The 19,308-nt window shown below is 64.4% G+C and carries 15 protein-coding genes; 10 read left to right on the top strand and 5 right to left on the bottom strand.

The window, feature by feature from the left end; genetic code table 11:
• The first annotated feature begins 65 nt into the window (after positions 1-65).
• The 4 genes from ACYVD1_RS03065 to ACYVD1_RS03050 all read left to right on the top strand — a co-directional run bounded on the left by ACYVD1_RS03065 (position 66) and on the right by ACYVD1_RS03050 (position 4,638).
• Entirely contained in the window at positions 66-1,244 is a 1,179-nt protein-coding gene (locus ACYVD1_RS03065; RefSeq protein ID WP_460767471.1) for a 2-hydroxyacyl-CoA dehydratase subunit D, read from the top strand.
• A gap of 38 nt (positions 1,245-1,282) precedes the next feature.
• Positions 1,283-2,698: a 2-hydroxyacyl-CoA dehydratase subunit D gene (locus ACYVD1_RS03060; RefSeq protein WP_460756643.1), complete on the top strand. Its 1,416-nt coding sequence runs from the start codon at positions 1,283-1,285 to the stop codon at positions 2,696-2,698.
• Between the two features lie 22 nt (positions 2,699-2,720).
• Positions 2,721-3,695: an acyl-CoA dehydratase activase gene (locus ACYVD1_RS03055; RefSeq protein WP_460756640.1), complete on the top strand. Its 975-nt coding sequence runs from the start codon at positions 2,721-2,723 to the stop codon at positions 3,693-3,695.
• Between the two features lie 70 nt (positions 3,696-3,765).
• Complete coding sequence (locus ACYVD1_RS03050; RefSeq protein WP_460756636.1) at positions 3,766-4,638, top strand: PaaX family transcriptional regulator; 873 nt, start codon at positions 3,766-3,768, stop codon at positions 4,636-4,638.
• A gap of 116 nt (positions 4,639-4,754) precedes the next feature.
• On the opposite strand, the gene ACYVD1_RS03045 is transcribed toward ACYVD1_RS03050, so the two are convergent.
• Entirely contained in the window at positions 4,755-6,416 is a 1,662-nt protein-coding gene (locus ACYVD1_RS03045; RefSeq protein WP_460756632.1) for an AMP-binding protein, read from the bottom strand.
• 725 nt (positions 6,417-7,141) lie between these two features.
• Between ACYVD1_RS03045 and ACYVD1_RS03040 the strand changes: the two genes are divergently transcribed.
• Complete coding sequence (locus ACYVD1_RS03040; RefSeq protein WP_460756628.1) at positions 7,142-8,800, top strand: AMP-binding protein; 1,659 nt, start codon at positions 7,142-7,144, stop codon at positions 8,798-8,800.
• Positions 8,801-8,848: 48 nt separating this feature from the next.
• Here ACYVD1_RS03040 and ACYVD1_RS03035 read toward each other — a convergent pair whose 3' ends face one another.
• The 3 genes from ACYVD1_RS03035 to ACYVD1_RS03025 form a co-directional block, all read right to left on the bottom strand.
• Positions 8,849-9,250, bottom strand: coding sequence for a transposase (locus ACYVD1_RS03035; protein ID WP_460756623.1), 402 nt, complete (start codon positions 9,248-9,250; stop codon positions 8,849-8,851).
• Between the two features lie 127 nt (positions 9,251-9,377).
• Positions 9,378-9,521 (bottom strand): hypothetical protein, encoded by a 144-nt coding sequence (locus tag ACYVD1_RS03030; protein WP_460756618.1) that lies wholly within the window; start codon positions 9,519-9,521, stop codon positions 9,378-9,380.
• A 100-nt stretch (positions 9,522-9,621) separates the two neighbouring features.
• Complete coding sequence (locus ACYVD1_RS03025; protein WP_460756614.1) at positions 9,622-11,028, bottom strand: aldehyde dehydrogenase family protein; 1,407 nt, start codon at positions 11,026-11,028, stop codon at positions 9,622-9,624.
• 591 nt (positions 11,029-11,619) lie between these two features.
• Here ACYVD1_RS03025 and ACYVD1_RS03020 point away from each other — a divergent pair.
• The 5 genes from ACYVD1_RS03020 (at position 11,620) to ACYVD1_RS03000 (ending at position 17,563) form a co-directional block, all read left to right on the top strand.
• A complete protein-coding gene (locus tag ACYVD1_RS03020; protein WP_460756609.1) occupies positions 11,620-11,835 on the top strand; it encodes a hypothetical protein in 216 nt (71 codons plus the stop codon).
• Positions 11,825-12,589, top strand: a complete 765-nt coding sequence (locus ACYVD1_RS03015) for an IclR family transcriptional regulator (RefSeq protein ID WP_460756606.1) — start codon at positions 11,825-11,827, stop codon at positions 12,587-12,589. Before ACYVD1_RS03020 ends, ACYVD1_RS03015 begins: the two co-directional genes overlap by 11 nt.
• Positions 12,590-12,669: 80 nt before the next feature.
• Positions 12,670-13,626 (top strand): Bug family tripartite tricarboxylate transporter substrate binding protein, encoded by a 957-nt coding sequence (locus ACYVD1_RS03010; RefSeq protein ID WP_460756603.1) that lies wholly within the window; start codon positions 12,670-12,672, stop codon positions 13,624-13,626.
• A gap of 40 nt (positions 13,627-13,666) precedes the next feature.
• Positions 13,667-15,616, top strand: a complete 1,950-nt coding sequence (locus ACYVD1_RS03005; RefSeq protein WP_460756600.1) for a tripartite tricarboxylate transporter permease — start codon at positions 13,667-13,669, stop codon at positions 15,614-15,616.
• Positions 15,617-15,838: 222 nt separating this feature from the next.
• Positions 15,839-17,563, top strand: a complete 1,725-nt coding sequence (locus tag ACYVD1_RS03000) for a thiamine pyrophosphate-binding protein (RefSeq protein WP_460756595.1) — start codon at positions 15,839-15,841, stop codon at positions 17,561-17,563.
• 823 nt (positions 17,564-18,386) lie between these two features.
• Here ACYVD1_RS03000 and ACYVD1_RS02995 read toward each other — a convergent pair.
• Positions 18,387-19,067, bottom strand: a complete 681-nt coding sequence (locus tag ACYVD1_RS02995) for a class II aldolase/adducin family protein (RefSeq protein WP_460756590.1) — start codon at positions 19,065-19,067, stop codon at positions 18,387-18,389.
• Between the last annotated feature and the right edge of the window lie 241 nt (positions 19,068-19,308).

Here is a 19,308-nt window from a genome sequence, read left to right as displayed (position 1 = left end):
GCCGCCGACGGATCGTGGGGGAAGGACGCACCGCATACCCGCAGTCGATGGTGGAGGGATACGTCATGGACACCTTGGATCCCACAGCGCTAGCGGTTCTGGAGCGCGCCGCGCAGGACCCGGTGGCTTACGCACAGAGGTGGAAGGACCGCACCGGCGGCAAGGTGATCGGTTCCTTCCCCATGAACTTCCCCTCTGAGCTGGTCCACGCCACAGGTGCGTTGCCGGTCATCGTCCAAGAGAGCCGGACCCCGATCACCGAAGGCCGCAGCCTCTTGCCGGAGTTCTACTGCAGCTACACCCGCAGCGTGGCCGACCAGGCCGCCATCGGTGAACTCGATGTCTTCGACGCCTTTGTGCTGGTAGACCACTGCGTCCAGCTGCTCGGGGCCGCTGACGTCATCCGCTGGGCGAAGCGCGAGACACCCATGCACTTCGCCCAGTTCATCAGCTCGATGGACGACCCATGGAGCCGGGAACAGGTGGAGGACAAGATCGGTGCCATGCGGGAGGAGGTCGAGGAGATCACCGGGGCCACCATCACCCCAGAAGCCCTCACCGCCAGCATCCGGGCCTTCAACGAGAACCGTCGCCTACTCAGGGAGTTCTTCGAGATGCGCCGCACCGGCCGGTTGCACATCCCGGCCCGTCGGCTCCAGGCCTTGGTGAAGTCCAGCATGGTGATGGACATCGAGGAGCACACCGGTCTGTTGCGGCAGTTGTTGGACCGTCTCGATCCTCGATCACCGGCCCCCGACCATCTGGTCCGGCTTCACCTGTCCGGCCACTTCTGTGCTCCACCACGTCCAGAACTGCTGGACCTACTCGAGGAATGCGACGTCGTCGTGGTCAACGACGACCTCTACCACGGCTCCCGGTACGTCTCGACCGATGCCCCGGAAGACGTGGACCCCTTCGCCGCCTTGGCCGCCTGGTACCTGGACCGCAACGTCTCCGCCCCATGCGGGACCCGCGTCCAGCGCAACGTGGACTGGCAGTCCTACCTGATCGACAACCTGGACGAGACCGGCGCAGAAGGCGTCATCACGCTCATGGCCAAGTTCTGCGAGCCCCTGATGCTCTACTACCCCGAACTGCGCAAGGCCCTGAACGCCCGCGAAATCCCCGAGCTGCTCATCGAAACCGAGCACGAGGGGTTGGCGACCGAGTCACTGCGCACCACCGTAGAGACCTTCGTGGAACGTATCCGCCGCCAGCGGAACCGCCAGTTCACCCCGGCCTGAACCGACCACACCCCACCTGACGGAACAGGAGCCATCCGATGTCTGCAGACCTCAACCACAGCACCAAGCAGTCCCTGGAAATGTCCGCAACCCGCCTCGTCACCCCGGATCCTCCAGACAAGTCGAACCGTCTGTCCAGCACGAAGATGGGCGGCCGAATGGTCAGCGAGTACTGGGACAATATCTTCAGTGCCCGCGAACGCGGCAAGACAGTTGTCTGGTACAACGGCACCGCCCTGAACCCCATCTTCCAGGCCGCCGGCCTGGAGTGGTGCCACGGTGAGGCATTCTCCGCCCGGCTGGCCGCCATGCACATGGAGGGACCGGCCCAGCAGGCCGGCGCCGAATACGGGTACATCGGCGAACTCTGTTCCTACGCCCGCACCCACTTGGGCTGCGCGGTGATGACCCAGAAGGGCATCACCGAGAAGCAGAACGGCATCGTCGGGATGGTCGAACAGGAAGAGCTCGCGGCCAAGCTGCCCTCCCCGGACTTCTTCGTGAATGCCTATGCGGGCTGCAGCACCGGCCAACAGTGGGACGCCATGACCTACCGGGTCTTCGACAAGGAACTCCCGATGTTCAATGTGTCCTTGCCGATGATCTGGGGCAACAAGAAGGACTCCGGATACCTGCGGGGCGAGGAGTGGGAAACCACCCCGCTCTACGTCGAGGAGCAGCTCAAGGAACTGATCAGCTTCATCGAATACCAGACGAAGCGGCCGTTCGACTGGGACGCGCTGTCCGAGAACATGTACTACATCAAGAAGGCCTCGGAGCTGCGGTTGGAGGCGATGGCACTGTGCGCCAAAGCCCCCACGCCGGCCACGTATTGGGACTGGGTCGCGAGCATCGCCCCGATCAACTTCCTACCGGCGAACCAGATGCTGGTGGATTACTTCCAGCGGGTCAAGGACGAGATCGAGCAGCGCATCCGGGACAACGTCTCCGCCGTGCAGAACGAGCGGTACCGCGTCTACTTCGACGGCATCATGAACTGGAACAAGCTGGGATTCCTGACCCGCAAGTTCGCCGAGTACGACGTCGCAGTGGTGGCCGGCCGCTATACCCACGATTCGTTCTGGCAGGAGCCGGACCTCATCGACCTGGACCGGCCCCTCCTGGGGATGGCGCAGCACTACTTGATCTGCCCCATCAACCACGGGCTGAAGATCATGGAAGAGCTGCTGCTGAAGCGTTGCGACGAGTACGCCATCGACGGCATCGCCTTCCATTCCACCCGTACGTGCCGGGCGATGACCAACCCCCAGCACGTCCTGGCTCGGACGGCCGAACGCGACCGCGGCATCAAGTCCTTCTTCTTCGAGGGGGATGTCGCCGACGCGTCGTTCTACAAGGACGAAACGTTGGAGAGCGGCCTGGTGGCCATGCTGGAGTCGATCGACCAGCAGCGCGCGAAGGCCTTGAGCGGCTCATCACGGCACACGGGGTAACTCGATGGGACGGGGAACCACAATGAAGTGGTACACGATGGGCGTGGACCTGGGGTCGACGACGGCCAAGGCCGCGATCGTAAACAACGACGGCGACATGATCTCCTCCACGGTGGTCCAGATGGGTGCGGTCAGCCGCCGGGCCGTCGGGGTGGCGATAGACCGCGTCCTCGGGCAGGCCGGCCTGCAACCCTCTGACATTGCCCGGACCATCAGCACCGGCTACGGTCGCCGTCTGGTGCCGTCGGTTGACAAGACCTTCACGGAGATCACCTGCCACGCGCGGGGCGCCGCCGCCCTGTCCCCGGGGGTTCGTCTGGTCATCGACATCGGCGGTCAGGACAGCAAGGCCATCGCCGTGGACGAGGAAGGACTGGTGGACCGGTTTGCCCTGAACGACCGCTGTGCCAGCGGCACCGGGCGGTTCTTCGACGTGCTGTGCCGAGCCCTGGAGGTTGACCTCGGCGAGCTCTTCGACCTGGCCCTCCAGGGGACGGAGAACCTTGAGGTGAGCAGTATGTGCGCCACGTTCGCCGAGACCGAGGTGATCTCCCTGTTGGCGCAGGACGCCGAACCCGCGGACATTTCCGCTTCAGTACACCGCTCCGTGGCGTCCCGGACGCTAGGACTCGTCGCCCAGGTCGGCAAGGCGTTCCCGGCGGTGATGACCGGTGGAGTGGCCAAGAACCAGGCCCTGGTGCAATTCCTCTCGGACTCCCTCGGCCAACAACTCGTCCTTCTGGACGATCCGCAGATCGCTGGCGCACTCGGCGCTGCACTGATCGCCCGGGACGAGCACCAGGGGAGCCTCAGCCTCGAGTCCGCCGACGTCGACGCGGACGCACAGCTGGTGGGCCAGCGCTCCGGAGGGGTGCGGGACTGCACCGGCTGCGACGGCCAACTGCACCGTGACCACCCAGCACACGGGAACAGCGGCCCCGTTCCCGTCATCCTCAGCTTGGACCGCCTCGCTGCCCCAGGGTCCAACGGCAGCTGAACGGACGACGTCGCCCCGTCCGACCGGAGTCGGGGCCGCCTCCGCAACCGCCTCGGTAGACTAGAAAACCATGACTAGCCCCACCGGAGCCGAAACGATCGCGGGGTCCTCACCACCCCGGCAGCCGCAGGCCAACCTGGCCCAAGGGAGCGCGCGATCCGTTCTCATGACCGTCCTGGGTGAGCTGGTGTGGCCCACGGGTGGAGCGGCGCGGACATCGGCGCTGCTGTATGTGATGGGCGGACTCGGCATCGAGGAGGCCAACGCCCGCCAGGCCCTCATCCGGGCGGCCGATTCGGGATGGATCACGTCGCACAAGCACGGACGCGAGGTCAGCTGGACCCTGACCCCCTATCTGGTGAGGGTCTTCGAGGAAGGCTCACAGCGCGTCTTCGACCTCAGTGAACCGTTTTCGGACTGGGATTCGCAGTGGTTGGTTCTGTTCATCACCGTGCCCCAATCTCAGCGCAGACAACGCAAACGGCTGTACAGCGACCTGACCTGGGTCGGCTTCGGCAACCCCTCCCCCGGCGTGTGGCTCAGTCCGCATGGTGAACGCCGCGGTCAAGTTTCCGAGGTAGTGGACCGCATGGGTCTGGCCGAATCGACTATGTCCTTCTACGGCCCCGTGGACGGTGTAGGGCTGACCGAATCGGAGATCGTCGCCAAGGGCTGGGATCTGGACTCACTCGCCGAGGACTACCGGCAGGTCTACGAGGAGTTCCGAGACCCGGCACCGACCAGCGAGGATGATCTGTTGTTCACTGAGATCCGGGCCGTTGGGCAGCTACAGCGATTCCCCTTTACGGACCCGCAGCTGCCCGAAGCCCTGTTGCCCGATTGGATCGGACGGACGGTCGCCAGCCACATCAAATCGCTCCGCCTTGAATGGGCTGACGCCGTCCGCGATCGGTGGGCGGCCATCAACCGCGGTCGGTACTGACTGCCTTAGGGAAAGCGGACCCGTGAATGTCGGGGCCATGGCGTTACGCGCCGCAGGTCTGCTCACTTCCAGACGGGCGATCCCGTTCGCGGTGGCGGGGTTGATCCGGTCCCGGGTCACGAGGTGACCGGTTCTTCGCCCTGCTTGTCCGAGTGCGTGGAGGCAACGACCTCCTCAAGCTCACCGGACTTGATCTGCTCCAGCAGGACGAACTTCTGGATCTTGCCGGTCGGGGTCTGGGGGTAGGCCTCGGTGAAGTACCAGCGGCTAGGGGCCTTATGGGCAGAGATGCGCTCCCGGCACCAATGCTTCAGCACTGCGGGGTCGGGGCGGGTGCGGCCGTCCCTGAGCCGGGCGACGGCGGCCACCTCCTCACCCCACTTCTCGCTCTCCACGCCGACCACCACCAGATCGACGAAGTCCGGGTGTCCGGCGAGGACCTCTTCGATTTCCCGGGGGTAGAGGTTCACGCCACCGCGGATGATCATGTCCTTGAGGCGCCCGGTGACCCTGAGGAAGCCCCGATCATCCATGGTGCCCAAGTCGCCCATGTGGAGCCAGCCGTCCGGGTCGATGGTGGCAGCAGTCTGGTCCGGGAGCTGATCGTAGCCGAGCATGTTCTGATAGCCGCGGGCACAGATTTCGCCCTGCACGCCCGTGGGCACGGTCTCCCCTGTGTCGACGTCGACAATCTTCATTTCCAGTTCCGGCAGGGCCTGCCCGACGGTCTGTGCCTGGTCCTCGGGCGAGTCAGTGACGCGTGTCTGATTGGTCACCCCATGCATCTCGGTCTGCCCGAACAGGATGCTGAACTGGCATTCCCAGCGGTCCATGACCCGCTTGACCAACGCTTCGGACACCGGCGCGGCCCCGGACATGATGGTCTGCAAGCTGGACATGTCCCGCGTGGCGGAATCCGGATGCTCAAGGACAGCCAAGAGCATGGTGGGAACCATGAGCGAGTGGGTGCCGCGGTAGGTTTCGAAAAGCTCCAAGGTCAGAGCCGGGTCGAACGCTGGCATGACCACATAGGTCCCCCTGGCGGAGATCGTCTGCAGCTCCGTGACCGCGCCACCGCCGATGTGGTACATCGGCATGGCATTGATGCACACGCCGTCCGGCCCCATCGCAGCGCGCTCGCCCACGAAGGCGGCCTCGTTCACGATGCCCTTGTGGTGCAGGATCGCCCCCTTGGGGAAGCCGATGGTTCCGGAGGTGTACTGAACCTGTACCGGATCGGTCGGGCTGACCTCGGGAAATTCGAGCGCGTGATCGCCCGAGTCCAGGAACTCGTCCCATTGGTCAAAGGTGACGAGGGTATTCAGCTCCGTGGCCTCGGGCAAGGCGGCCTGCACGACCGGCTCGAGGTCGGCACCCCGATAGGACCGCACGTAGAACAGGGCCACGGCACCCGACTGGCGAAGAAAGTACTTGAACTCGTGGGCCTTGTAGGCGGGGTTCGCCGCGACGACGAGCATGCCGGCCATGGCGACGGCCTGTTGCAGGATCACCCATTCGGCGCTGTTGGGTGCCCAGATGGCGATCCTGTCGCCAGGGGAGAAGCGGGTCAGCAGGGCGCGGGCGGCACGCTCGACATCCGCCAGGAACTCGGCGTAGGTCCAGTGTCGACGCTCGGCGGGATCCGGCACGGCATCAACCAAGGCCAAGTGCTCGGGTGCGCGCTCCGCCGCCTCCCGGAGCAGGTCCGGAAGCGTGATGTCACGGACACCCGTACTTTGCTCGGCTGGCCAGTATGACTGGGTCAACGGGGTGGTCATCGGTACTCCTTCGATGCTGCGGTGGATTCCACTCGGCCTGACGGACAGGTTGTCGGCTGGACTGGCGTCTTCGTCACGCCGGGCCACCGTTGGGCATGTCGAACACTCGCCGTGATGTCCATACATACGGTCAGACCTTTTAAATTGATTATGTGATCTGCCTCACCAGATTTCAAGGCATACCCCCACTTCGACCGACGGAGCACCGAGGGACTCAGCAGCCAGGGACTCCTGCGGGCATCCCGTGTGATGTAGCTAACATGATGGAATGGTACGACAGACTTTATAGCCTGACCAGACATTTGGTCCAACAATTTTCAACGCACTTCGCGCTGCCACACCCTTCGCCCCTGACCCGATGTGAGAGCTACGCGTTCGCGCCGCCCACCGCACGGAGCACCCGACGGTCGGATCGACGATGATCCCGGGCCAGACGCTTCCAGCAAGGATCTGACTCCGCTCGCACCGGGACCGAAGCCGACCCCCACCCCTGGCACGCCCCCATGCCGGGCACAGGGATCTGGCTCGCCAGCAGCGCGCCCGTGGCGTTGATGCCCGGAAGCCCGCCCTAGATCTCCGCATCCTCAGACCGGCCACTCGACCTCGCTACACACCTACAGCAAAAGAGCCATCACTCAAAGGGTCTGACCATTGAAAAAATAGTCCAGCCACTTTAGGATCACCGTGATGTGACCCACGACACCGTGCAGCACTGGGAGACGACCATGCCCCCACACACAACGACCTCGCGGGATCGCTACACCGAGGCCGAGGCAAAGGCCTATGCCGACGCTGGTTTCTGGAAACCGGAGAGCTTCTACCAGCTCGCCCTCAGGCAAGCTGCCGAGCGCCCTGACCAGACCTTCGTGTTCGACAACGCGAAGTCGCTCACCTACGCGCAGTTCCGTGAGCGCGTCCTGCGGACCGCCGTCGGCCTACGGCGTGCGGGCATCAAGCCGGGCGACCGCGTCGCCGTGCAGCTGCCGAACTGGAGCGAGTTCCCTGTTCTCGCTGTGGCGCTGTCCCGCATCCAAGCCGTCCTCGTGCCGATCATGCCGATCTACCGCCGCGACGAGGTGGGGTATGTGCTGAAGCACTCGGGAGCCACAGCAGCGGTCACCTCCCAGAGCTTCCGAGGCTTCGACCACCTGGCGATGTTCCAGGAACTCGCGCCGGACTGCCCGGACCTGCGATTCCTGGTCGTTGCCCGCCCCACGAACGACCCCGCCCCCGGGGCCGCCTTCACCTTGGAGTCCCTTGAAGCGGCCGGTGACCTGGACTCGCTGGAGGAGGAGGCCGGGCCAGACAGCTCACCCGATGACGGGTATCTCATCGTCTACACCTCTGGCACGACCTCTCGGCCGAAGGGCTGTTTCCACACCGTCAACACCGTGCGCTCCAGCGCCGCAGCCATCGCGAAGAGTCTCGACTACACCGAGGACGACATCCAGTTCGGCCCCTCTCCCGTGACCCACAGCACCGGCCTGGCAACGAGCATCCTCCTGCCCATGGTCTCGGGCGCGACATCCTTCCTCATGGAGGCCTGGGATCCGGGTGAAGGGCTGCGCTTGATCGAGCAACACCGGTGCACAGTGACGGTGACGGCGACCCCGTTCCTGCAAATGCTCATGGGCGCCTACGACCCGGACAAGCACAACCCCAGCAGCTTGCGCGTGTGGGTGTGCGCGGGGTCGCCGATCCCCGGTGCGATCGTGGAGCAGGCCTCGCAGGTCCTGCCCTCCGCCCAGACACTCAGCCTGTACGGCCGGTCAGAGAACATGCTGACCACGATGTGCACGGTGGCGGACGATCCCCAACGGTCCATCACCTCAGACGGCAGGGCGCTGGAAGGTGCCGTGGTCAAGGTCGTCGGACCCGACGGCTACGAGCTGCCCCGCGGCGACGAGGGCGACATCGCCTACAAGGGCCCGAGTCACATGCTGGAGTACTTCCGTGACCAGGAGCAGACCGCACAGTTGTTCACTCCGGAGGGGTATTCGCGTTCCGGTGACCTCGGGCGCATGGACGACGACGGCTACGTGCGCGTGACGGGACGCTTGAAGGACATCGTCATCCGCGGGGGCGTGAACATCAGCGCCCGGGAGATCGAGGACGCCCTGATGGGGCATCCCTCAGTGGGGAACGTGGCGGCAGTGGGGATGCCCGACGAGCGCTTGGGCGAGCGTGTGTGCGTTTACGTCCAGGTCGCCTCGAACGCCGACCCCCTCACTCTCGATGACGTGGTCGCGCACCTGCGCGGGCGCGGCGTGGCGACGCAGAAACTCCCCGAGCGGCTCGAGGTCGTCCCCGAGCTGCCTATGACGGCTACCGGCAAGATCCAAAAGCACGTGCTGAGGGCGGACATCGCCGAAAAGGTCTCCTGACAGTCGCCCGCGGAGAACTGGAGGGGGCTCGGACACGGGCCAAGACACTCAGAGAATCCCGGCGACTGCGGTGCGACGGCCGCCGATACTACTGATCCTTGATGAGGTGATTGACGGAATGGGGCAGGGATCCGGCCCGACCGATCGGACGAATCCGAGCAGCAATCCCGGCCCCTGCTGGACTGAGCGCAGACGGGACCGCAGCACCTTCTCCAACTCCTCCAAGCTCCGGAAGGCCCGGTTCGCCAGATGGTCCTTTATGTGTGCCCACAACGTCTCGACCGGGTTCAACTCCGGGGCGTACTTGGGCAGGTGCACCGCGCTCAACCATGCCCGACCGGCCACCTCCCGGCTCACCCAGCGGGCAGTCTGCGAGGACAGCCCGAGTCGGTCCAGCATCCGCCAGACCCCGGAAGGGTCGGGGTAGCGGCGGCCGAACCGCTCTGACATCAGGTGGTTAATCCGGTCCAGGTGCCACTGCTGGTCCTGCCAGCCGTGGCGCCTGAGCCCTGGGGAATCAGGGCGATCAGGGTGATCAGCTCGCGCTCTTGCTCGGGGCTCAGCAGGGTATCGGCTCCTAGCGGGCCGCGCTCAAGGCTTGGGCGCCGCCCTTGGACCAGGTGTTATGCCGCAGGTGGACGGCTTGGCAGGAGGCACCGAGCAGGCGGGCGATCTGGGCTTGGGAGTGTTTGCCGGCCTCGAACAGGGCAGCGGCGCGCATCCGACGGGCGTGAAGTTCCTCAGGGGCACGAAGGTTCTGGGGGAACTCCACGCCTTATGACAGGACAGGCGCCGACATTCGTCAAAACCAACCTCGAATATCAGTAGCTCTGAATGACATTTACGGCCTTAGTGCGTGTGTAACTGAGTAGTTCATCAAGGCACTCTTCACGACCGATCCCGGAGGCCTTGACACCGCCGAAAGGCATTCCGGGAAAGTGTTGGGTCGCTCCGTTCACCCAGACGTATCCCACATCCAGCTCCCGAACTATTCGCTGCGCTCGTGCTAGGTCGTTAGTCCAGACACTCGCAGTCAAGCCGTATTCAACCCCGTTCGCGAGAGCGATCACTTCACCCTCTTCGCGCCAAGTCAACACCGAAAGCACTGGCCCAAAGACCTCCTCGTTGGCGATCCGGTGTTCTGGCTGGACGTCGCCGAGTACGGTCGGGCGCACGAAGTAGCCCTTCTCGAACCCCTCCGGAGGGCCTCCGCCCGCCAGGACGGTCGCACCTTCCGTTACCGCCAGATCGATGTAACCAAGCGTTTTTTCATACTGCGCCATGGAGGACATGGGTCCAAGCGTGGCCCCATCATTCAATGGTGAGGTCATAGGTGTCGCATCGAGCTTGTCGACTACAGCCTGTACTAGTTCGTCGGCGATCGATTCGTGGACTAGCAACCGGGAGGTGGAACCGCATGACTGCCCGGCCCAGCCGAAATTCATGCCGCGGATCGCGGCGCTGGACGCGGCGTCGATATCGATGTCCGGGCAGGCGATGAAGGCGTTCTTGCCCCCGAGCTCGAGCGTTACGGATTTTACGCCTGTCTCGGCGGCGTCGCGCTGGATCGCCCTACCGGTGGGTTCGCTGCCGATGAAACCGATGCGATGGACGGACGGGTGCCGCACGAGCGTGCGCGGGACCTCAGGACCATCTCCGACGACCACCGACAAGACACCGGGGGGCAGGAGTTCACTGAAGAGTTCGCCCATCCGAAGCGCCGAGAGCGGAGCTGCTTCCGGTGGTTTCAGTACCACGCAGTTACCGGCCACTACGGGTGCGGCGATTTTCGTGATGGCAAACATCGCTGGATGGTTGAAGGGGATGATCCTTGCGACCACGCCGAACGGTTCGAGCAGCGTGAAGTGCAGGTTCTCACCGGACGCTGGAACGGTCTCGCCCTTGGCCTCCAGCGCCAGGCCGGCGAAGTAGCGCAGTGCCTCGCTGGAACGGGCGAGATCCGCGCGCATCTGCGTGATCGGCGCGCCGCAGTCCACGACGTCCAAAACGGCCAGTTCCTCCGCGTGCTGGTCCACGACGTCGGCCATGGCACGGACGGCAGTAGCGCGCTCTTTCGCCGGCGTCCGCCGCCATAGCTTGAATGCCTGCTCGGCAGCGGTGACGGCGGCGGCGACTTCGTCGGCTCCTGCGTCGGGAACCGTGGCGATGGAGGCTTCGTCGATCGGACTCGTCACTTCGAACGTCTTGCCGGAAGCTGCCTTGGTCAACCGCCCACCTACGAGGAGCTTCCATTCATGTCTTAGCAGTCTCGCCGCGTACTCCTGTGTCGGGTGCGGGGAGGAAGGGTGAGCCATAAGTCCAGACCTCCTACCTTTTCTCACTATGTGCTAAGAAAATCATTCATATTGATAAGAACCGTAGCTGAAGGCGGGTGCCGCGGCAAGGCTCGTCTGGCGGCGGAGGGCTAAGGAAGGCGACGGGTGCCCCGAGCTCGAACTTCGGCACCTGAGGAAGCACCCAGACGCGCCCGACTCCTCGCTGCCACCAGAAGGCGCAGCGGCGTGAGGAGTGGATCCTCTACGCTCCCACCCTTTCTTGTGTGGACTGGCAACCCGATGATCTTGACGAGTCAACAGCCGCGCCGTATGGTCTGGATCACTATACGCTAAGCCATTCTCACATAGTGCGAATGTTGCTCCAGTAGGGGATCGAGGTGAGCGCGGGTGCAGCCAGTCGGCCAGACACGGATCGGCGTCTACTGCCGTCTCGCGCCGCGGTCGTCCTTCGATCGGTTCCTCTCTGGCCAGGTTGGTGTTTACGTACGCAACCTGCAGAAACGTATCGCAAGCGTCCCCGCTGTGGTCGATAGTGGCGTGCGTTTCCGGCACATGGACGGGTTCGGCAGCTACCGCAGGATCAGCGACACCGCCGCACCTCTAGTAGAGGACATCCAGGACCAGCCGACCTCGCGAGAGGTGTCCCGCACCGGCAACGTCGCCCGGAACGCGCGGTACGACCGACCTGCTGCCGACGGGGGACACCAACAGGTTGTCGGAGGGCTTTATGAGCGCTGATTGCCCTGCAAGCCGTAAGACGGTCCCGGGAACGGCCAGTGCCCGCAAGGTCGTGCAGCTTCTCCTGAGCTTCTCCGAGCGTCGTCCCCGCATGAGCGTTGCTGAGCTGTCCGCCGAACTGAACATCACCCAGGCAACCACGTACCGCTACGTCGCACTCCTGAAATCCCTCGGCACGGTTGAAGAGGGCCCAGACAGTTCGTACCAGCTCACTGCAAAGGTCCTGCCCATGGCTCGCGCCGCCCAGGTGGTCAACAGTGAAGCGCGGCTCGCCCGGCCGGTCATGGAGGAGATGTCCCATCGCCTAGGTGAGACGGTCATGCTGCTGGCCGCGGCCGGTGATCTGGCAGTCTGCGTCGACCGCGTCGAATCAGCGCGGCCCATGCGGTTCACCTTCGAGCCGGGCCACTCACTTCCGCTGGGACGGGGCGCTTCGGGGAAGCTCCTGCTCGCACTGCTCCCGCCAGCTGACCGGATGAGACTCCTCAATACCTGGTCGGGCGAGGAGCGCACCGCTCTGGCCTTCGAGCTCGAAACGATTGCCGAACAGACCTACGCCGAGAGCTTCGGCGAGGTCGACGAGGGCTTGTGGGCCTGCTCTGTGCCCGTCCGCACCTTCCGCCCCCAACTCGTCCTCAGCGTCGCCGGGCCCGAGTCCCGGATACCGCCTGACGACAGGTCCGCGATCGTGGCGTCGATGAAGGCTGGTGCCGGAACGATCAGGGACGCCCTTGAGGAGTTCGCCATGCACTGACACCCCGCAAGTCGATACCCCATCGCCGACAGGAAGGTCGGATCACCATGAGAGAGCTACGACGAACTATCACCACTCCTATGGCAGCGGCCGTATCCGTCGCTGTGCTCACAGCCTGCACCGGCCTCGTCGGGCAGGACGCGGCAGACTATCCGCAAGAGGACATCGAATTCCTGGTGGGCGTCAGTCCAGGAGGCGACTACGACACCTGGGCACGGATACTGGCGCCCCACCTGGAAGAGGCGCTCCCCGACAACGTCACCGTCATCGTCGACAACGTTCCGGGAGCCGGCGGCCTCCGAGCTGCCAACACGCTCGCAGCGGCAGAACCCGATGGCTACGTCTTCGGGATCACCAACACGATGGGACTGACCGCCGCCTACGCCACGGGACAGACCGACTTCGAGGTCCCGGACCTGACGTGGCTCGCCTCGATCAGCCAGGAACCGATGGCCGTCCTGGTCAGCCCTGATGCCGGGTACGAGACCATCGACGACCTCGCTGCCGACGGCACACCGAGGGCCGCCATCACAGGGATGGGAGCGAGCACGGGTATCGGTGCCGCCCTGGTGGCGAACACCTACGGGTTCGACTGGGACGCGGTGACGCACGATGGCGGTGCCGATGCTTCGCTGTCGGTCGTCAGGGGTGACTCCGACTTCATGATCGACTCGGTGTTCAGCCGCAGTGGGGAGATCGAGGCGGGTGACCTGGTCCCGATCCTCAACCTTTCGGACCAGACGGAAGGTCCGGGCCTCGCCGACGTCGAGTCCGCTGCCGAGCAGGGCGAGGACGAGCTCGTCGGAGCGCTCAGGTTCTCCCGCGACCTGGCTGCGCCGCCGGACCTGCCTGACGAGGTACACCAGACTCTCACCACCGCCCTGGAGGAAGCCCTGGCCAGCGCGGAACTCGAGGAACAGGTGGAGGAAGCCGCGCTCGAGCTCAGTCCGCTGGACTCCGGAGAAGCCACCGCTCAGGTCGAGGAGATGGTCGCTATCTACGAGGAAGTAGAACACATGCTGGAGATCGACGAGTAGTCGTTACCGCAGATCCGTAGCACGCACCTGAGAGGAACACATGCTCGCGGAGATCTTAGCCGGTTTTTCCACTGTGTTCCAGTGGCCGAACATTCTCATTGTCCTGGGCGCCGTCGCCATCGCTTTTATCATCGGCGTTCTCCCCGGGCTCGGTGGTGCGGTCGCCCTCGCCCTGCTCATTCCCTTGACGTTCGGAATGAGCCCGGAGGCGGCGATCATTCTGCTGATGGGGGTCGCGGGCGCGGTGTGCTACAGCGGCATGATCACGTCGATTGTGCTCAACACACCCGGGACGCCTGAGAACGCGGCCACCGTGATCGACGGATATCCGCTCGCCAAGCAGGGCCGGGCGACCGAGGCGATCGGCGCCGGCATCGGGGCATCAGTCCTCGGAGGCCTGATCGGAATCGGTTTCCTGATTCTGCTGGTCCCGGTGGCAAGGGAACTAGTCCTCAATTTCTCCTACCCTGAATACCTGATGATGGCGGTCTTCGCATTGACCGTCATCGCCATGCTCACCCAGGGGCGGGCGTGGAGAGGGCTGCTCGCAGCTGGCGTGGGGTTCATGCTCTCGGTCATCGGGCTCGAACCCATCACCGGCTCTCCCCGGTTCACCTTCGGCGAGACCTACCTTTGGGACGGAATCCCCGAAGTACCGGCTCTCATCGGGCTGTTCGCCGGAGCGGAGATGCTCGCGCTCTATGGGCGGGGCAAGGCCGTTTCCGAGGTGCCGTCGGGCACAACTGCGTCAACCTTCGGTACCGGTGTCAGAGCAGCGCTGCGCCACTGGAGCCTCGTGCTGCGCGGCGGGTTGATCGGCACCGGTATCGGGGTCGTCCCGGGCGTGGGAGGTGTGGTCGCCTCGTTCCTCTCCTACGGGCAGGCCGTTCAGACGTCCAAGCATCCCGAGCGGTTCGGGAAGGGTGCCATCGAAGGCGTGGTCGCCGCGGAGTCCGCGAACGACGCCAAGGACGGCGGGTCGTTGCTGCCTACTGTGGCGTTCGGCATCCCGAGCAGCGTGACGATGGCGATGCTTCTGGGCGCGCTGGTGATGCACGGAGTGCCCGCCGGGCCGACCCTCATGCTCGAACGCACCGACCTCATCTACGTGATGATCGCCGTCCTGGTGGTCGCGAAGCTGGCCGCTCCGGTGTTCGTATGGCTGATCGGACCGCGCATTGCGAAGTTGACGCAGGTCCGGCCTTCACTGCTGGCGCCTGCCGTGGTCGTCATCGCACTGTCCGGTGCGTTCGCACTCAACGGCGATATCTACGACGTCTTCGTGGTGCTGGTCTTCTCGTACCTCGGGTACGGAATGCAGCGGTACGGGTTTTCCCGGATCGCCTTCGTGATCGCCCTCCTCCTCGGTGAACTGGTCGAACGCTCATACCACCAGACAGTCGCGTCTTTCGGCGACATCACCGGCATCGTCACACGCCCGATCTCCCTGGTGCTGGTGATCATGACCCTGCTGATGCTTGCTGTGCCCTTGGTCAAACGCCTGCGCTCGCGGTCCACGGACAAGGGGGGCCGACCGGCTGCACAGACCGGTAACCCCTCTGGCGACATCGTCCACGGCCCGGGAACCGTGGTCTTCGACGGCGTGCTCATCCTGTTCATCGGAGCTCTGGTCTGGTCGGCGCTCGCTCACGTGGAGGGCGCCGCCCGGCTGGTGCCGCTCATCATCGGCGTACCGACGCTGCTGGGTCTCGCTGTCCTGCTGGTGCTCGACCTGGCGAAGGCAAGGGGGCGCAGCGGCGACACAGAACAGGCCGAGGTACTGAGGCGCGAGCTGAAGTTCGCCGCGTGGGCCGTGTCCCTCGTCGTGGTGGCCGTGCCCTTCGGGCTGTACTTGACCATTCCGGTGGCGGTCTTCGCTTTGCTGAAGTTCGTCAACCGCGAGGGCTGGCTCCTGTCTGCGGCCATGGCGTTCGGGCTCGGGCTCTTCAGTTACACCGTCTTCGAGGTCCTTCTCGGGCTCTCTCTTTAAAACCAGCCAGCTGAGATCGAGAGAAATAAGTAAAATGGAAGAATGCATGATGCCAAAGAATCGTGAGGGCATGAAGCGGACGAAAATAATGGCGGCCGAGGAGCGGACTATCCGATACGGCGTTGAAATAGTCGACACTACCCTCAAGGCGCAGGTGGGATTGTCGATAATTCGGTGGGACTACGACAACGAGGGCATCGCGGGACCGGCGGGTGAGGCCGGATGACTAGCGGCAGCAGTGAGGTCTGGGGGAGCGACGTCCTCGTCGATTGGTTGACGCAGACCGGGATTCCTTACATCGCCCTCAACCCGGGTGCCAGCTTCCGCGGCCTGCACGACAGCCTTGTCAACCATGCCGATGTGGATGCGCCCCAGATGGTGGTGTGCCTGCATGACGAGCATGCTGTCGCCGTCGCCCACGGCTACACGAAGGTAACCGGCCTGCCCATGGCCGTGGCACTCCACGCGAACGTGGGCCTGATGCACGCCAGCATGGCCATATTCAATGCGTGGTGCGACCGCGCGCCGGTGTTCATCATCGGGGCGACGGGGCCGCTCGACGCCGCCCGGCGCAGGCCCTGGATCGACTGGATCCACACGTCGTCAGACCAGCCCGCGATCGTACGCCCCTTCACGAAGTGGGACGACACGCCCACATCGCTGCCGGCGTCACTGGAGGCGCTGGCCCGCGCCTGGGACATCTGCCGAACAGAGCCGCAGGGCCCGACCTACGTCGTGCTGGACAGCGAAGTCCAAGAGGAGCCTGTCGCCGATGTGCCCCGGCTTCCTCCGATTGTGCCCGGTGCGGCCCGCGACCAGCCCGCGGCTTCAGGTGCGTCGATAGACCGGGCGGTCGAGCTGCTCGGGTCGGCTGCCTCCCCGGTGCTGCTCGTTGGTACCGGAAGCCGCACCGAGGATGCGTTCGCGCAGCGGGTGCGCCTCGCCGAGGCTTTGGGAGCGCGTGCCATCACGGATCTCAAGGCCGGTTCGTTCTTTCCCACACGGCATCCGGCGCACGTGCCGGGGCCTGGTGTGGTGCTGGGGTCGGAGGGTCGCCGCGCCCTGGGCGAAGCAGATGTCATCCTGGCGCTCGGTTGGACGGACCTGGCGGGCACGCTGTCCCAGGTGACGACATCCGCGAAAGTCGTTTCCGCCACGCTTGAACCGCTGGTCCTGAGCACGTGGAGCAAGGATCACCAAGGTCGCCCCGAGGTTGATGTATGGCTGACCGCGGACCCTGATCAGGCAGCAGCTCAGCTCCTCGACCGGATCGGATCGAGGAGTTCCGTGGAGTCGGTTCCTGCTGAAGAAGCGCCATCCTCCGAACAGGGGATGCCTTCCGAAAGGCATGGCGAGCCGAAATCGATCACCATTACGCAATTGGTACGTGCACTGCGGAGCACAGTGGCGGGTGAGTCGGTCACTCTGACGAGAGTGCCGCTGGGTTGGGACTACGCCGAGTGGCCGTTTGAGCATCCGCTGGACTCGCTTGGCCACGACGGAGGCGGTGGCGTCGGCTCCGGACCCGGAATGGCGGTAGGTGCCGCGTTGGCCCTGCGCGGATCCGGCCGACTCCCCATCGCGGTCCTCGGCGACGGTGACTACCTCATGGGCGTGCAGGCACTGTGGTCTGCCGCGCATGACGACATCCCGCTCCTGGTTGTTGTAGCCAATAACCGCTCGTACTTCAACGACGAGATCCACCAGGAGCGTGTGGCACTGCGGCGCGGACGCGATACCAGCCGGAAGTGGGTCGGGCAACGGCTCGACGACCCTGCGCCGGACCTCGCCGGCCTCGCCCGTGCCCAGGGCCTGGAGGGGGTTGGACCGGTGAGCGATCTGTCCGAGCTACCCGCTGCGCTGAGGGAAGGCGTTCGCCTGCTCAAAGCCGGTCGTTCTGCCGTGGTCGACGTGCTCACGGAACCCGGGTACGCTGCTGGCGCCTAGGCTGACCAGGTGTGCCTTGCAGAGCCCCGCTTGTGAGTGTGCTGGTACTTTTTCCAAAGGGGTGCTCAGCGTCGGGTCTCGTCGATCCCGATCGCTTAGGTAAAGGGGTGGGCTATCGGGAAGACCGGGCCACTTGGCCGCTTGTGCAGGGCTGTGGTTGTGCGCGTTCGGGCGGGCAGGGCCGGTGTCACTTCGGTGAACGGGCTGAGGGTACGGCTTGTATTCAAGCCCGTGGGTTTTCGTTCCCGGTTGCACTGCCAATTATGATCACGAAGACCTTCGGCTTCTTACGTTCGGGGTTCCGAACCTCCCTTCCTCACACAATGTGACCGACAAGCTTGCCTGTCACCGCCCCGCCTCCAAGTAATTCGAAGAACCAGTAGAGATTACGCGGCTTGGTCACGACGGAACCCTGACCACAAGGGATCAGGGTTCCGACGAGGTTGCGAGCCCGTCCATGGCCGGGATGCTCCCGATTCTGGAGTTGCAACCGGCGTCACCGAACGCACAGGGTCTTCGAGTCCAAGACCAGTGTCTGCTGGTTCCCGCACGGGATCGGATGGACACGCTCCAGCAGCAACCCCAGCTCGAACCTGGTATGCGCCGATCCCGGATGCGCGCTGATCGTGAGCTTCCCATGCTGTTTTTCGGCGCCCCGCAACGCGGCTGCTCCCGACCGGGTCAGGATTCTCCTGGGGGCCGCCACCTCGTTAGATCCCGCAAAATCCCGTGTCCGGGGTAACCATCCTGACCACGGCGTCGCCACAAAAGTCAGCACTCGGTTGTGCAAGTCAGGAATTCGAAGACCCGGGCTCAGGTTGAGTCAGCCGAACTGCTCCTTGAGGTATTGCCAACGCCCCTCGGTGCCACCGCGCAAGCGTTGCAACTCTGCGATCTCGTCGTCGGGAATCACTCTCGGAGTCAGTCCCGATTTGAGCACATCGAGATTGGCGACCGCGAGATCCTCGAGCATGACGGCGCCGACCACGGCATCCTTGATCGTAGGCGCGACTGACACGATCCCGTGTCCCTGAAGATGGCAGAAGGATGCGGAGCCGAGCGTGCGTGCGAGATCGGCACCAAGCTGCTGGTCTGTCACAAGCTGGGCATGAGGCCACAAGCGGACCTCATCGACGTATGAGGCTGGAATGTGCAGTAGGGGCCTGATCGGAGCATCCATCACTCCCAGCAGGGTCGCAGCCTTCTGGTGCGTATGTACGACGGCTCCGACGTCCGGCCGTGCCTTGTAGATCTCAGTGTGGATATACACTTCCGACGGCGGCGGATCCTGGCCCTCCTGGAGCTTTGCCTCCAGGTCGACGAGCGCCATCTGCTCCGCAGTCAGCTGCGACGCCGAGCGAATGGTCGGTGAGTGCTTCGGCTTGATGATCGCGCCCTCATCGACTCGCAGGCTCGCGTGTCCCAGATAGTCGATGAGACCGAGGCCGGCGAGGATGCGTCCAGCCTCTGCGACCAGGTTGCGACCCTCAACGTTCGCGATCATACGTGACCCGTCTTCATCTCGATCTCCATTGACAGTTTGACCTCTTCCTCGATGAGCGACCGCACTCTGTTGACATACACGCCGAACTCAGCGGTCCGCGTGATCTGCCGCGTGCGCGAGCAGGGCCGGTCGACGCCGATGCTCCCTTCATGACGATGCGCATCCCCGGGCCCCTACGCATGCCTGCCAATAGGTCAATTATCGCTATATAATAATTTATTATCGCTATCACCCAAGATAG

This window comes from Nocardiopsis nanhaiensis, assembly GCF_054778635.1.
This window is presented reverse-complemented; position numbering and strand designations above follow the sequence as displayed.

Coding starts and splice junctions, on each gene's coding strand:
- ACYVD1_RS03065 (WP_460767471.1), top strand. CDS start 66: ATGGACACCTTGGATCCCACAGCGCTAGCGGTTCTGGAGCGCGCCGCG.
- ACYVD1_RS03060 (WP_460756643.1), top strand. CDS start 1,283: ATGTCTGCAGACCTCAACCACAGCACCAAGCAGTCCCTGGAAATGTCC.
- ACYVD1_RS03055 (WP_460756640.1), top strand. CDS start 2,721: ATGAAGTGGTACACGATGGGCGTGGACCTGGGGTCGACGACGGCCAAG.
- ACYVD1_RS03050 (WP_460756636.1), top strand. CDS start 3,766: ATGACTAGCCCCACCGGAGCCGAAACGATCGCGGGGTCCTCACCACCC.
- ACYVD1_RS03045 (WP_460756632.1), bottom strand. CDS start 6,416: ATGACCACCCCGTTGACCCAGTCATACTGGCCAGCCGAGCAAAGTACG.
- ACYVD1_RS03040 (WP_460756628.1), top strand. CDS start 7,142: ATGCCCCCACACACAACGACCTCGCGGGATCGCTACACCGAGGCCGAG.
- ACYVD1_RS03035 (WP_460756623.1), bottom strand. CDS start 9,250: ATGTCAGAGCGGTTCGGCCGCCGCTACCCCGACCCTTCCGGGGTCTGG.
- ACYVD1_RS03030 (WP_460756618.1), bottom strand. CDS start 9,521: ATGCGCGCCGCTGCCCTGTTCGAGGCCGGCAAACACTCCCAAGCCCAG.
- ACYVD1_RS03015 (WP_460756606.1), top strand. CDS start 11,825: ATGAGCGCTGATTGCCCTGCAAGCCGTAAGACGGTCCCGGGAACGGCC.
- ACYVD1_RS03010 (WP_460756603.1), top strand. CDS start 12,670: ATGGCAGCGGCCGTATCCGTCGCTGTGCTCACAGCCTGCACCGGCCTC.
- ACYVD1_RS03005 (WP_460756600.1), top strand. CDS start 13,667: ATGCTCGCGGAGATCTTAGCCGGTTTTTCCACTGTGTTCCAGTGGCCG.
- ACYVD1_RS03000 (WP_460756595.1), top strand. CDS start 15,839: ATGACTAGCGGCAGCAGTGAGGTCTGGGGGAGCGACGTCCTCGTCGAT.
- ACYVD1_RS02995 (WP_460756590.1), bottom strand. CDS start 19,067: ATGATCGCGAACGTTGAGGGTCGCAACCTGGTCGCAGAGGCTGGACGC.